General features: G+C 73.3%; 15 protein-coding genes. 11 read left to right on the top strand and 4 right to left on the bottom strand.

The annotated features are described in order from the left end of the window. Positions 1–123: 123 nt before the first annotated feature. The 3 genes from GNZ18_RS04480 to fbaA form a co-directional block, all read right to left on the bottom strand. Positions 124–651: a GNAT family N-acetyltransferase gene (locus GNZ18_RS04480; protein WP_156214725.1), complete on the bottom strand. Its 528-nt coding sequence runs from the start codon at positions 649–651 to the stop codon at positions 124–126. A 46-nt stretch (positions 652–697) separates the two neighbouring features. Then, on the bottom strand, positions 698–1,147 hold the full coding sequence (locus GNZ18_RS04475) for a winged helix-turn-helix transcriptional regulator (RefSeq protein ID WP_214615917.1): 450 nt from the start codon (positions 1,145–1,147) through the stop codon (positions 698–700). Between the two features lie 71 nt (positions 1,148–1,218). Continuing rightward, on the bottom strand, positions 1,219–2,241 hold the full coding sequence (fbaA, locus tag GNZ18_RS04470; RefSeq protein ID WP_156214724.1) for a class II fructose-bisphosphate aldolase: 1,023 nt from the start codon (positions 2,239–2,241) through the stop codon (positions 1,219–1,221). A gap of 326 nt (positions 2,242–2,567) precedes the next feature. On the opposite strand from fbaA, the gene GNZ18_RS04465 reads away from it, so the two are divergent. Both GNZ18_RS04465 and GNZ18_RS04460 read left to right on the top strand, forming a co-directional pair. Further along, positions 2,568–3,311 carry a DedA family protein gene (locus GNZ18_RS04465; protein WP_214615918.1) on the top strand — a complete coding sequence of 248 codons (744 nt, stop codon included), beginning with the start codon at positions 2,568–2,570 and terminating at the stop codon, positions 3,309–3,311. 81 nt (positions 3,312–3,392) lie between these two features. Continuing rightward, complete coding sequence (locus tag GNZ18_RS04460; protein ID WP_156214723.1) at positions 3,393–3,791, top strand: hypothetical protein; 399 nt, start codon at positions 3,393–3,395, stop codon at positions 3,789–3,791. Positions 3,792–3,801: 10 nt separating this feature from the next. On the opposite strand, the gene GNZ18_RS04455 is transcribed toward GNZ18_RS04460, so the two are convergent. Then, complete coding sequence (locus GNZ18_RS04455) at positions 3,802–4,308, bottom strand: RICIN domain-containing protein (protein WP_156214722.1); 507 nt, start codon at positions 4,306–4,308, stop codon at positions 3,802–3,804. Positions 4,309–4,459: 151 nt separating this feature from the next. Here GNZ18_RS04455 and GNZ18_RS43540 point away from each other — a divergent pair, with 151 nt between their 5' ends. From GNZ18_RS43540 to GNZ18_RS04410, 9 genes are all read left to right on the top strand, one after another. Next, positions 4,460–5,500 carry a helix-turn-helix transcriptional regulator gene (locus GNZ18_RS43540; protein WP_156214721.1) on the top strand — a complete coding sequence of 347 codons (1,041 nt, stop codon included), beginning with the start codon at positions 4,460–4,462 and terminating at the stop codon, positions 5,498–5,500. 252 nt (positions 5,501–5,752) lie between these two features. After that, entirely contained in the window at positions 5,753–5,878 is a 126-nt protein-coding gene (locus GNZ18_RS04445) for a lasso RiPP family leader peptide-containing protein (protein ID WP_156214720.1), read from the top strand. Between the two features lie 172 nt (positions 5,879–6,050). After that, complete coding sequence (locus GNZ18_RS04440) at positions 6,051–7,889, top strand: asparagine synthase-related protein (protein WP_156214719.1); 1,839 nt, start codon at positions 6,051–6,053, stop codon at positions 7,887–7,889. After that, a complete protein-coding gene (locus GNZ18_RS04435; RefSeq protein WP_156214718.1) occupies positions 7,886–8,137 on the top strand; it encodes a lasso peptide biosynthesis PqqD family chaperone in 252 nt (83 codons plus the stop codon). The genes GNZ18_RS04440 and GNZ18_RS04435 overlap by 4 nt, the downstream gene beginning before the upstream one ends. Continuing rightward, the gene (locus GNZ18_RS04430; RefSeq protein ID WP_156214717.1) at positions 8,134–8,562 is read left to right on the top strand and encodes a lasso peptide biosynthesis B2 protein; all 429 of its coding nucleotides are present in this window, start codon (positions 8,134–8,136) and stop codon (positions 8,560–8,562) included. The genes GNZ18_RS04435 and GNZ18_RS04430 overlap by 4 nt, the downstream gene beginning before the upstream one ends. Before the next feature lie 2 nt (positions 8,563–8,564). Continuing rightward, positions 8,565–9,110, top strand: coding sequence for a MauE/DoxX family redox-associated membrane protein (locus GNZ18_RS41800; RefSeq protein WP_156214716.1), 546 nt, complete (start codon positions 8,565–8,567; stop codon positions 9,108–9,110). After that, complete coding sequence (locus GNZ18_RS04420; protein ID WP_312874293.1) at positions 9,107–10,063, top strand: ABC transporter ATP-binding protein; 957 nt, start codon at positions 9,107–9,109, stop codon at positions 10,061–10,063. Before GNZ18_RS41800 ends, GNZ18_RS04420 begins: the two co-directional genes overlap by 4 nt. Beyond that, positions 10,060–10,902: an ABC transporter permease gene (locus GNZ18_RS04415; protein WP_156214715.1), complete on the top strand. Its 843-nt coding sequence runs from the start codon at positions 10,060–10,062 to the stop codon at positions 10,900–10,902. The genes GNZ18_RS04420 and GNZ18_RS04415 overlap by 4 nt, the downstream gene beginning before the upstream one ends. A gap of 242 nt (positions 10,903–11,144) precedes the next feature. Beyond that, the gene (locus tag GNZ18_RS04410) at positions 11,145–12,299 is read left to right on the top strand and encodes a Cmx/CmrA family chloramphenicol efflux MFS transporter (protein ID WP_156214714.1); all 1,155 of its coding nucleotides are present in this window, start codon (positions 11,145–11,147) and stop codon (positions 12,297–12,299) included. The last annotated feature ends 107 nt before the right edge of the window (positions 12,300–12,406 follow it).

Genomic DNA, 12,406 nt, shown 5'->3' with positions numbered 1-12,406 from the left:
GGCCGCCTCAAGCAATGGCGCGGCATCGCCACCCGCTACGACAAACTCGCCCGCAACTACCGCGCAGCGATCGTCCTGGTCACAGCCCTGCTCTGGATCAACACATGATCCACCGGACAGAACCTAGGGCCGGACGGGCAGCGGCAGCCGGAAATGTGCGGCGCCGTCCGCATTGCTCGCGTGTGCGGCGGGCCATCCGTGCCGGACGAACCGGAGCGCGTCCCGGTTGCCGAGGATGACGTCGGCCTCGAACTCGGTGATGCCGCGCCGCGCGGCCAGCGGCGCGAGGCAGCGGACCAGCGCGCTGCCGACGCCCCGGCGCTGCCAGGGGTCGGTGACGAGGACGGCGAGGTCGGCGGACCAGGGCCGGCGCCGGTCCCGGCTGTACTCGGCGACGCCCGCGATCTCGTCCCCGTCGAGCGCGACCAGGGCCTCCCGGTCCCAGTGGTCGAGCCGCTCCAGCAGGCGGACGTAGTGCTCGGGGATGTGCGGCGTGCCGGAGAAGAACCGCGTGTAGAGGCTGGTCTTGGAGAGCCGCTCCGACATCCGGCGCAGCCGGGGCCCGTCGGTGATCCCGTACGGCCGGATCCGTACGTCCTCCAGCGCGGGCGGGGCGAGGTGGGCGGTCGGCCGCACACCGAGTTTCGTCATGCAACCCATTGGACCGCATTGAGTTGCGTGAAGCAACTGGCGATTTTCAGCGGCCCGGCCCCGGGCGGGGTTCCACGTCGGCCGGTCCCAGTGAGGCGCCGCAGGCGTCGCAGGTGAAGTTCGCCGTGAGCGTCCCCGGGCAGCCGCGATGGCCGATGAGCGTCGGCGGGCCGTCCGGGGCGTAGTGGCGGTCCCCCCACGCCATCAGCGACATCATCGTCGGCCAGAGCTCGACGCCCTTGCGGGTGAGGCGGTACTCGAAGCGCTCGGGGCGGTCCTGGTAGGGGACGCGGCGCAGGATGCCCTCGTCGCAGAGCCGCGACAGGCGGTCGGTGAGGACGTTGCGGGCCACGCCCAGCACGTCCTGGAAGTCGTCGAACCGCCGGACGCCCTCGAACGCCGCGCGGACCACCAGCATCGTCCAGCGGTCGCCCACGATCTCCAGCGAGCGGGCGATCGAGCAGTTCTGTGACTCATAGGTACGGGGCAGTGCCACGCTGCGAGGCTACCCGCTGGAGGAGAAGGCGGCGGGGCCCGGCCGCCATCGGCCCGGACCCCGCCGGAACGTCACTTCAGCCGCTTGCCCGCCGACAGCAGGTGCTCGGACGCCTCGACGACCCGGGCCGCCATCGCCGCCTCGGCCGCCTTGCCCCACGAGCGCGGGTCGTACTGCTTCTTGTTGCCGACCTCGCCGTCCACCTTCAGGACGCCGTCGTAGTTGCGGAGCATGTGGTCGGCCACCGGGCGCGTGAACGCGTACTGGGTGTCGGTGTCGACGTTCATCTTCACGACGCCGTAGGACACGGCCTCCCGGATCTCCTCCAGCGTGGAGCCGGAGCCGCCGTGGAAGACCAGGTCGAACGGCTTCTCCTTGCCGTACTTCTCGCCGACCGCGTCCTGGATGCCCTTGAGCACCTCGGGACGGAGCTTGACCGAGCCCGGCTTGTAGACGCCGTGCACGTTCCCGAACGTCGCGGCGAGGATGTAGCGGCCGCGCTCGCCGACGCCGACGGCCTCGGCGGTCGCGAGGGCGTCGCCCGGCGTCGTGTAGAGCTTCTCGTTGATCTCGTTGGCGACGCCGTCCTCCTCGCCGCCGACGACGCCGATCTCCATCTCCATGATGATCCGCGCCTTCGCGCACTGGTCGAGCAGCTCGGCGGCGATCTGGAGGTTCTCCTCCAGCGGCACGGCCGACCCGTCCCACATGTGCGACTGGAACAGCGGCTCCTCGCCGCGCGCCACCCGCTCCTGCGAGATCTTGACCAGCGGGCGCATGAAGCCGTCCAGCTTGTCCTTCGGGCAGTGGTCGGTGTGCAGCGCGATGTTCACCGGGTACTTGGCGGCGACCACGCGGGCGTACTCGGCGAGGGCGCTCGCGCCGGTGACCATGTCCTTCACCGTGGCGCCCGAGAGGTACTCCGCTCCCCCCGTGGACACCTGGACGATCCCGTCGCTCTCCGCCTCGGCGAAGCCGCGCAGCGCGGCGTTCAGCGTCTGGCTGGACGTCACGTTGATGGCGGGATAGGCGAAGCCGTCCTGCTTCGCACGGTCGAGCATCTCCGCGTAGACCTCGGGCGTTGCGATGGGCATTGTCAGCGTCCTTTCTTACGCAGGGTGCCGCCGGGCATCCGGCCGGGCGGTAGCTCCCGTCCCCCGCCTACCCAGCCGATTCGCCTGGTCACGCGGTTCCGGGCAGCGCGTTCCGTCCACGGTCAGTATCTCGTCGGGGCGCTCGCCCACTCCAGAGGGGCCCCGCGAGGTGGCACAAGTATCCCGGATTCCGGCGTCCGGTCGAGGGCTTTGGGGCGGTGCGTCCGGCCCGGCGCTCCGGCGCTCCGGCGCCGATGAGGCTCCATGCCCCCGGAACAGGCCGGTTTCGCGCGTACTAAGAGCGCCGGGACGGGTACGCTCGCAATGTGGATCTCACGACCCTTCCCCTGGACATCACCGAGTACCTGCATCCGACCGCCTGGTTGCAGCTCTTCGGCACGTTTGCGACGATCGGCGTCCTCGCCATCATCTTCGCGGAGACAGGGCTGCTGATCGGCTGCATCCTGCCGGGCGACTCGCTGCTGTTCACGGCCGGGATCCTCACGGCGGTCTCCACCGTCAACGGCCAGGAGTTCCAGTCGCTGTCGCTGCCCTGGCTGCTGATCGGCGGCCCGCTGGCGGCGATCGCCGGGGCCCAGCTCGGGCACTGGCTCGGCGCCCGCTACGGCCGCAAGCTCTTCGAACGGCCCGACTCCAAGATCTTCCGGCAGGAGTGGGTGGAGAAGGCCGAGTACTACTTCAACCGGTTCGGCCCCGCGAAGGCGGTCGTGCTGGCCCGGTTCATCCCCATCGTCCGGACGTTCCTGAACCCGCTCGCCGGGATGCTCGGCATGGACAGCCGCAAGTTCCTCATCTGGAACGTCGTCGGCGGCGTCATCTGGACCGACACGTTGTTCCTGCTGGGGCACTTCCTCGGCTCCGAGGTGCCCGACGTCGAGCGCTACATCCTGCCGGGCGTCGCCGTGATCCTCGTGCTGTCGGTCATCCCGATCATCCGCGAGGTCATGAAGGGGCGGCGGGCCTCACGCGGGGGCGGCAAGCACTCGCGTCCGAAGAATAATGGCCCCGAAGAGTCTCGTCCGTCGCTCAGCGGTGACAGTTATCGCTAACCTCCCCATGTGGGACGTCATCGGTCGGACCCTCGTGGTCTCGCGCGCATACTGATCGCGGTAGTAGCCGTGGTCGCCGCTTTGGGTCTCCTCGTGGCCGGCGGCCTCTCCCTGGTGAACGCGGTCTCGGGCGACTCCGACAACCACGATCCCGCGACCGTCTCCCCGTCCCCCGGGGACGGCGGGGGCCAGAACAGGTCCGCCCCGAGCCGCAGCCCGTCCTCCTCGGCGTCGGGCGCGCTTCCCCTGGTCATCCGGGTGACCGGCCCGGCGACCAACGTCGTCGTCCGCGTCGCCACCACGGGCGAGATCCTCACCCAGGCCCTGCTGTCCACCGGTGACACCCGCAAGTACGAGCAGACCCCCCTCCAGGTCGTCGCCACGAACGGCGGCGCCCTGGAGGTGATGATCTACGGCAGGAAGTGGCCCCCCAAGCCGTCCGGCTCGCGGGGCCAGTGGTTCGTCTCCGCCAAGAAGTGACCTGTGGCGGTCAGGACACCTCCCACGCCTGGTCCTGGCTGACGACGCACTCCCAGTTCAGGACCCCGCCCCCAGAGGCGAAGTTGCCGGCGACGACGGTGAGGCAGGTGCCGTTGATCCCGCTCGCCAGCTTGTCGCCGACGAAGTGCCACTGCTGGCCCCGCGTGTTGTTGCAGTCGTAGATGTTGGTGGCGGCCCCGTTGCGCCCGTTCCCGGTCCGGACGTCCAGGCACCGGTGGCCGGGGAGGCCGGTCCTGATCATGCCGCCGTCGAGCGTCCACCGCTGGTTGTCGCGGCCGGTGCAGGTGTAGAGGGTGACCAGGGCGCCGTTGCCGGAGTTGTCGTCCGCGACCTCAAGGCACAGGTCCTGGGCCGCCACAGGCTTGATCAGGACGCCGGCGAGGTCCCGCCGGGTCTCCGGACGGGGTGAGGGCGCCGCCGAGGCCGACGAGCCGGCCCACAGCCCGCCGGCCATGACGACGACCGGCAGCAGGGCGAACATCGAGGATCCGCGCATCGTGCTCTCCGTTTCGACCGTGGGGCCCGCCCGACCGGCGTTCCCCGCCGCCCCAACGGTCGCGCCGCCGCCGGTCGGGCGGCCATCCCCAGATCCTGGGATATGCAACGCGTACTTGTTCGCTTTCAATGCGTGGCCGATACTGGGCCGCGTGAGCGCTGGACGGAGCGCACCCGCCGCCCTGGCCGGCGCGGCGACGGAGATCGGCTCGGCCGCCGAGCTGGGGGCGGTGGTCTCCCGGTGGGTCGGACGCGCGGTGCCGCATGAGGGCTACATGCTCGCCGCGGTCGACCCCGTCACCGGCGCGGGGTGCTTCCTGGCGCGCGAGCACGGCTACTCGCCGGCGGCCGCGCGGCGGCTGACCCTGGGCGACCGCCGGGAACGCGACCACCCGTTCCCCTTCGAGCGCCTGGTGGAGGGCCCGTGCCACGTGGGCGTGCTCAACACCGACGCCCCGGGACGCCGCCGCAACGCCGCGATGCGCGCGGTGATGACCGACCTCGGCGTGGGCAGCGAGCTGCGCCTGGCGCTGGTAGACGGCGGGACGACCTGGGGCGGCCTGGTGCTGCTCCGGCCCCGGGGCGCCCGCCCCTTCTCGCCGGACGAGGCGTCCCGCGCCCAGCGTCTGGCCCGCGACATCGTCGCCGCGCTGCGGCGCTACGCGACGGGCGCGCCTCCGGAACCGAACAGGCTCGACGCGCCACCGGGAGTGCTGGTCATCGACCCGGACGAGACGGTCACGGCCGCCACCCCGTCGGCGCGCGCCTGGATCCGCGAACTGGAGACGCTTCCTCCCGCCGCGCTGGCCGCGCCGGACCTGCCGTTGGAGAGCACCATCTGGCACCTCACCCAGGCGGCCCGCTCCGACGGCTCGGGGCGGGCCACGCTGACGCGCGTGCCGACGCGACGCGGCTGGGTCGCCATCCAGGCCCAACCGATGCCCACGGGCGCGGTCGCCGTGACGATCCAGGCGGCCGCCGGTAAGGAACTGCTCCCGGCGGTGGCCTTCTGGCGGGGCCTCACCCCGAGAGAGCACATGGTCGTCGACCACATGCTCAAAGGGCTATCGAGCAAACAAATCGCCCGCCATTTGCGCCTCTCGCCGCACACGGTCAATGACCATCTGAAATCCATCTACCGCAAAACCGGTGTCTCCACCCGCGAAGAACTCCTGGCGCGCTTCCTCGACTGACCCCCGAGCAGGGCGGTACTCCTGCCGCCGGTGGGGTGGCGCTGGCGGTGCCGCCACACCCCGGCCATTCCCGGCCACATCCTGTGACGCGCGCAGCGGCTGACCTGCAAGGGCTTGCGGGGCGGTGGCGAGGTCTCCCTACCCGAACTCCTATTCACTACTGTCCGTAGCGATATATACACCCTGAGCGATCGTCGGGTTCTATGTTGCTCACCGCTGACCGCCCACTTCAGGAGAGGAGGTGAACCCGACATGAGCATGGCTTACGAGCCGCCCGCCTTCGTGGTGATCGGCGACCTGCGCGAGGTCACCCTCGGAGATAAAACCTGGGGATTCGACCGCATCAACCAGTGCGCCTTCTACAACTGCGTGCAGTAGCCCGCTCGCGATTCCCCGGCCGGCACCCGCGCCTGGGGAAGGGCCGTGCCGGTCGTCAAAGACCGGCACGGCCGGCGCCCACCTTTCGAAATGCCCGGCATCGAACACCGCCGGGCCCGGCTTTCGCGCGGGACGCGTTCACGGTGAGCCGTCCCGCTCGCTGGGAGAAGGCATGCGGTTCTTCGTGGTTCCCGACAATTCCGAGGGTGCCCTGCTCGCGGCGTCCCTGCACACCCGGTGGCCCGACCTGCGGGTGCTGCCGCACGACTCGGGACGTCCGTGGGTCGTGGGCCGGTGGCAGGACGAGGAGGTCCGCTGGGCCGCGGCGGGCGCCCGGCGGATCGCGCTGCTGGGGCGGGTCCAGGCGAGCGCGCCATGGCTGACCGAGTACATCGCCGGGCAGCGCGACCTCGGAGCCCTGGCGGACCTGCGCCGCGAGCTGCCGGGCAGCTACCACACGGCCGCCGTGATGGACCGGGTCGTGTTCGTCCAGGGGGACCTCTCGACGGTGCGGGAGGTCTTCCACGGCCGGGCGCTGGGGGTGACGGTCGCGGCCGACCGCCCCGACGGGCTCGCCGAGCTGACGGACGCGGGGATCGCCGAGGAGGCGCTGGCCGTCAGGCTGCTGGCGCCCGCCGTGCCGTGGCCGCTGAGCGAGGACTGCCTGTGGGAGGGGATCCAGGCGCTTCCCCCCGGCGGCCACCTGCGGATCGGGCCCGACGGCCGCGGCCACGTGGCCTGCGGCCGACCCCTGCCGGCGCCCGAGGTCCCGCTCGCCGAGGGCGCCCCCCGGGTGCGAGAGGCGCTGACCGGGGCGGTGCGGGTCCGGACGCACGGCCAGAAGACGCTGAGCGCCGACCTGTCTGGCGGGATGGACTCGACCAGCGTGTGCTTCCTGGCGGCCGGCCGGGTCGACCGGCTGCTGACGGTCGTCTGCGAGTCCGGCGATCCGGCCGGCGACGACGGCCGCTGGGCCGCCCTGGCCGCGACGTCCCTGCCCGGCGCCGAGCACACGTCCTACCGGGCGGAGGACTGCCCGCGCTACTTCACCGGGCTGCTGGACACCGATCCCGATCTGGAGGCGCCGCTCCCGTCCGTCCACACGCGGGCGATGGTGCTGGACCAGGCGCGCCGGATGGCGGCGGCCGGCTCGACCCGCCATCTGACCGGCCACGGCGGCGACGAGCTGTTCCTCCCCACCCCCGCCTACCTGCACGACCTGCTGCGCCGCCGGCCGCTGCGGGCGCTCGGGCAGGTGCGCGCCGGGCGGGCGGTGCACCGCTGGAGGACCGGTCCCACCGTCGCCGCGCTGCTGGACCGCACCTCCTATGCCGACTGGCTGGGGCACGAGGTCGGCTGGAACCTGCGGAACCCGATCCGGGGGGTCAACGCCGCCCCGCTGTCGGGGTGGGGGCCCGCCTACCGGATGCCCGCCTGGGCCACCTCGGAGGCGGTGCACTCGGTCCGCCATACGCTGCGGCAGGTCGCGCGGGCACGCCCGGCGCCGCTCTCGCCGCTGCGCGGGCGGCACCTGACCGTGCACCAGATCCGCCAGGGCGGCGAACTGGTGCGCCGGATCGACCGGCTGTCGGCCCGCCACGGCGTCACGATCGAGGCGCCCTTCCTGGACGACCAGGTGGTCGAGGCGGCGCTGGCCCTGGACTACGCCGACTGCCTGCGGGCCGACCGGTACAAGCCCGCGCTGGTCGAGGCGATGCGCGGCGTCGTCCCGCGCCGCAGCCTCGGGCGGCGCTCCAAGGCGGAGTTCAGCGCCGACATCTACGCGGGCCTGCGCGCGAACCGCCGTGAACTGCTGGAGCTGTGCGACGGGATGCGGCTGGCCTCGCTCGGCCTGGTCGACGCCGCCGCGCTGCGCGCCGTCGTGCTGAGCCCGCCGCCGATCTCGCTGGAACTGCTGCCGCTGCTGAACACCTTCGCGTGCGAGGTGTGGCTGCGCTCGGTCGGCACGAGCCGGCCGCGCTCGCGCGCCGCGTCGGAGGCGGGCCGATGAGGCTGTCCGGCGAGGTGACCGTCACCGACACCGGCGCCGGCCTGGTGCTGCTCAACGAGCGGACCGGACGCTACTGGTCGCTCAACGGGACGGCCCGCGCCGTGCTGCTCATGCTCGCGGACGGGTCCACGCCCGAAGAGGCGGTGGAGAGCCTGACGCTCCAGCACCCCGACTTCGCCGACCGGGTCGCCTCGGACGTGGAGGCCCTCATCGAATCGCTCCTGGAGGAGAAGGTGCTGCTCCCATGACGATGCCCGTGGCCCTCGAACCGCGTCCGCGGGTCTCCCGCCGGCGCCGGGCCGCCGCCCTCGCGGCCGTCTCCGCCGCGACGCTGCTGGAGCGGCTGCCGCCGCGGCGGCTGCGGCGCGTCCTCGAAGCGGCGCGCCGGGGCGCCGGTCCGGCCACCGCCGCGCAGGCGCTGGCCGCGCGCGAGGCGGTCGTGGCGGTCAGCATCCGGTGCGCCGGGCAGGGCTGCCTGCGGCGGTCGGTCGCCGTCGCCCTGCTGTGCCGGATGGGCGGGGCCTGGCCGGACTGGTGCACCGGCGTCCGCGTCGAGCCCTTCCGCGCGCACGCGTGGGTCGAGGCGAACGGCGCCGCGATCGGGGAGCTGGACGACATGCACCTCTACCACAAGACGATGTCGGTGCCCGCCCGGCGCCGGGGCGGGCGGTGACGATGCGCGAGGTGTTCTCGCTGGCGGCCCAGAGCCTGATGGCCGGGGTCTTCGCGCTCGCCGCGTTCAGCAAGCTGCGGGGCCGGGAGGAGTTCGGCCGGTTCGCCACCACCGTCCGCAAGCTGACGATGCGCTCGGGCCCGGAGACCGCCGCGGTCGCCGGGGCGTTCGCGGCCGTGGAGGCCCTGACCGCCGTGCTGATCGCCGTGCCCGCCACCGCCCCCGCGGGCCTGTGGACGGCGGCGGCGCTCCTCACGCTGTTCATCGGGGTGGTCTTCCGGGCCGTCCGGGGCGGGGTGTTCGCCGAGTGCGGGTGCTTCGGCGGCAGCGCGGTCATGAGCTACCCCCTGCTGGGGCGCAACGCCCTGCTCCTGACGCTCGCGCTGGCGGGTCTGGCCGCGAGCGGGGACCGTGCCGCCTGGGAGGGGCCCGCCCTCCGCGGCCTCGCGCTCGCGATCGGCCTGGCCGCCGCGTCGGCGCTGCTGCGCTCCTTCGACCGCGCCGTCACCCTCGTCCTCGGACGGGTCCACGCCAGGACCCGGACGTGACCGCCCCGGCCGCGCCGTCGATCGAGGTCCGCGGGGTGACCAAGCGCTTCGGTCGCGTGACCGCGCTGGACGACGTCGACCTCACCGTTCCCAAGGGGGCCGTCCATGGCCTGCTGGGCCACAACGGCGCGGGGAAGAGCACCCTGGTCGGCATCCTGGCGACGCTGCTGCGCCCCACCGGGGGCAGCGTCCGCGTCGCGGGCCTCGACGTGCTCGAACGTCCCGCCCAGGTCCGCCGCCGCATCGCCGTCACCGGCCAGCAGACGACGCTGGACCTCACGATGTCGGGCCGCGACAACCTGTACATGACCGCGCGGCTGCTGGGCGCCGGGCGCCGCGCCGCCCGCGCCCGGACCGGCCGGCTGCTGGAGGCGTTCGAGCTGACCGCCGCCGCCGACCGTCCCGCCCGCGCCTACTCCGGCGGGATGCGGCGGCGCCTCGACCTCGCCATGACCCTCGTCCGGCGCAGCGAGGTCGTCTTCCTGGACGAGCCCGGCACCGGCCTGGACCCGGCCAGCCGCCTCGCCACCTGGGACATGGTGCGGCGGCTCACCGCCACCGGCACCACGGTCGTGCTGACCACCCAGCACCTGGAGGAGGCGGACCGACTCGCGGACGCGGTCACCGTCCTCGCCGACGGCCGGGTGGTCGCCACCGGATCGCCCGAGGAGCTCAAGCGCCGCATCGGCCGCCGCAGCGCGACCGTCCACCTGGCCACGGCGGCCGACACGCTCACCGCCGACCACGCCCTGGCCGGCGCGGGACTGCACCCCGAGTGCGACCACCCCCGCCGCGCGCTGACCGTCACGCTGAACCGCGACCGCGACCTGACCGCCGTCGTCCGCGCCCTGGACGCGGCGGCGATCGAACCCACCCGCCTCACCCTGGCCGAACCGGGGCTCGACCAGGTGTACCTGGCTCTGACCGGCCACCGCCGAACGGAGGCGCCATGACCGTCCGGGCCCCTCTCACCACCGACCGACCGCACGAGCCGCTCACCGGTTCCGGAGACTGGCACGGCGCGCCGACGACGACCCAGATCGGGATACTGACCGCCCGCTCCATGCGCGCCCTGGTCCTGAACCGGCGGCTGCTGATCATCGGGCTGCTCGAATCGCTGGTGATGCTGGTCGCCTTCGGCCAGGTCTTCTCCGGGCTCGCCTACGCCCCCGGGTTCCCCGCCGGCGTCCGCTATGTCGATTTCCTCCTACCGGCCCTGCTGCTCACCACGACGCTCCAGAGCGGCATCCAGGCCGGGATCGGGGTCACCGACGACGCCCAGTCGGGCATCCTCGACCGCCTCCGCTCGATGCCGGTCTGGCCCGGCTCGATCCTCATCGCCCGCAGCCTCGCCGGGCTGGCCAGGGGCGCGCTCCGCCTGGCCGTGCTGCTGGCGCTGGCCCGCGTCCTGTTCGGCTACGACCCGGCGGGGGGAGCCCGGGGCGTGCTGGCCGCCGCCGGCCTGTCGCTGGCGCTGAGCTGGAGCCTGGGCTGGCTGTTCATCGCTTTGGCCTGCTGGATCGACCAGACCGAGGCGCTGCACGCCACCGCGGGCCTGGTCATGTTCCCGCTGATGTACGCCTCCAACGCGTTCGTCCCGGTCGGCGGCCTCCCCGGCTGGCTCCGCCGGATCGCCCGCTACAACCCGGTCTCCCACGGCATCGACTCCGCCCGCGACCTGTGCCTGACCGGCACCACGGGCCCCGGCGTCCTGAACGCGGTCCTGGCCGGCCTGCTGATCGCCGTCCTGGCCGCCGCCGCGGCCGTCCGGGGCCTCTCCCGCGCCCGCTGAGGGCCCGGACGGCCGTCCCGAGCGAAATCGACGTGCTTCGGGGGGTGGACGTCAGGTAGGTTGCGGGCCATGTCGAGCCCCGAGGCATCCAGGGCGGGGGCTTTCGGTCACGCCGTCAGCCCCCCGCACCACTGAGTTCCACCGTTCCGCCGCGTTCGCGGCCGGACGGGTTCGGCGCGCCTTCGGGGTGCTGACCGCGGTGACGAGACGTCCTCGCCTCTCCTCACCTCGGAGCCCACTCGATGCCTCTGCCGCTCTACCTGCTCGCCCTGGCCGTCTTCGCCATGGGCACCTCGGAATTCATGCTCGCCGGTCTCGTCCCGGACATCGCCGGCTCCCTCGGCGTGTCCGCCGGGACGGCGGGCACCCTCACCTCCGCCTTCGCGATCGGGATGTGCGCCGGCGCGCCGCTCATGGCCGGGCTCATCCGCGACCGGCCCGGCCGGACGAGCCTGCCCGGGTTCGTCCTGGTGTTCGCGGCGGCGCATGTCGCGGGCGCTCTCACCACGGACTTCGCGCTGCTGTTCGCGACCCGGATCGTCGCGGCGCTCGCCAACGCGGGGTTCCTCGCGGTGGCGCTGACGACCGCGTCCGCGCTGGTCGCGCCCGAGCGGAAGGGACGGGCGCTCGCCGTGCTGCTGGCCGGGACGACGGTCGCCACGATCGCCGGTGTCCCGGGCGGGACCGTGCTCGGCGCGCTGTTCGGGTGGCGGGCCGCGTTCTGGGCCGTCGCCGCGCTCTGCCTGCCCGCCCTCGCCGGCATCGTCGCGGGGGTTCCCGGGCGTCCCGTCCAGGGGGAGGGGGCCGACGGGCGGGCGCTGCGGCCCGAGTTGGCGCGGCTGAAGAGTCCGCGGCTGGTCCTGGTGATGCTGCTCGGGGCGCTGGTCAACGCGGGGACGTTCTGCGGCTTCACCTTCCTCGCGCTCATCGTGGCCGACGAGCGGTGGGTGCCCGTCGTGCTGGTGCTGTTCGGCGCCGGTTCGTTCGCGGGGGTCGGCGTCGCCGGACGGCTGTCCGATCGGCGTCCCGGCCTCGTCGTCGCGGTCGGCGGGCCGCCGCTGCTCATCGGCTGGCCCGCGCTGGCCCTGCTGGCCGACCAGCGGGCCGTCCTGCTCGTCCTCGTGTTCGTGCTGGGCGCGCTGTCGTTCGCGCTGGGCAGCACGCTGATCGCGCGCGTGCTGTACGAGGCGGCGGGGGCGCCCCGCATGGCCGGGTCGTACGCGACGGCGGCGCTCAACCTCGGGGCCGTGGTCGGGCCGCTGATCGGCGCCGCCGCGCTCGGCGGCGGCACCGCCGGGCCGTTCTGGGCGAGCGGGGCCCTCGTCGCGACGGCGCTGGTCGTCGCCCTGCCCTCGCGCGCTGCGATCGCGGGTGAGGCGAGCACGCCTGCGCGGTGAGTTAAGTGCTCGCGGTGGCGACACAAAGGCATCGGTGACGATATGTACGTCAGCTATTACCAAGGGTAGCTATAGGAGGGCGGTCCGGGGCATACGGCAGAAAGCGG

This window comes from Actinomadura litoris (assembly GCF_009733595.1).
GTDB lineage: Bacteria > Actinomycetota > Actinomycetes > Streptosporangiales > Streptosporangiaceae > Spirillospora > Spirillospora litoris.
The sequence above is the reverse complement of the archived record's forward strand: the minus strand, read 5'-3'. Positions and strand labels throughout refer to the sequence as shown.

Bases quoted from the DNA above. Each gene is read 5' to 3' on its own strand.
- fbaA (WP_156214724.1), bottom strand. From the start codon at position 2,241: ATGCCCATCGCAACGCCCGAGGTCTACGCGGAGATGCTCGACCGTGCG.
- GNZ18_RS04445 (WP_156214720.1), top strand. From the start codon at position 5,753: ATGAGCATGGCTTACGAGCCGCCCGCCTTCGTGGTGATCGGCGACCTG.
- GNZ18_RS04480 (WP_156214725.1), bottom strand. From the start codon at position 651: ATGACGAAACTCGGTGTGCGGCCGACCGCCCACCTCGCCCCGCCCGCG.
- GNZ18_RS04410 (WP_156214714.1), top strand. From the start codon at position 11,145: ATGCCTCTGCCGCTCTACCTGCTCGCCCTGGCCGTCTTCGCCATGGGC.
- GNZ18_RS04415 (WP_156214715.1), top strand. From the start codon at position 10,060: ATGACCGTCCGGGCCCCTCTCACCACCGACCGACCGCACGAGCCGCTC.
- GNZ18_RS04435 (WP_156214718.1), top strand. From the start codon at position 7,886: ATGAGGCTGTCCGGCGAGGTGACCGTCACCGACACCGGCGCCGGCCTG.
- GNZ18_RS04440 (WP_156214719.1), top strand. From the start codon at position 6,051: ATGCGGTTCTTCGTGGTTCCCGACAATTCCGAGGGTGCCCTGCTCGCG.
- GNZ18_RS04455 (WP_156214722.1), bottom strand. From the start codon at position 4,308: ATGCGCGGATCCTCGATGTTCGCCCTGCTGCCGGTCGTCGTCATGGCC.
- GNZ18_RS41800 (WP_156214716.1), top strand. From the start codon at position 8,565: ATGCGCGAGGTGTTCTCGCTGGCGGCCCAGAGCCTGATGGCCGGGGTC.
- GNZ18_RS04430 (WP_156214717.1), top strand. From the start codon at position 8,134: ATGACGATGCCCGTGGCCCTCGAACCGCGTCCGCGGGTCTCCCGCCGG.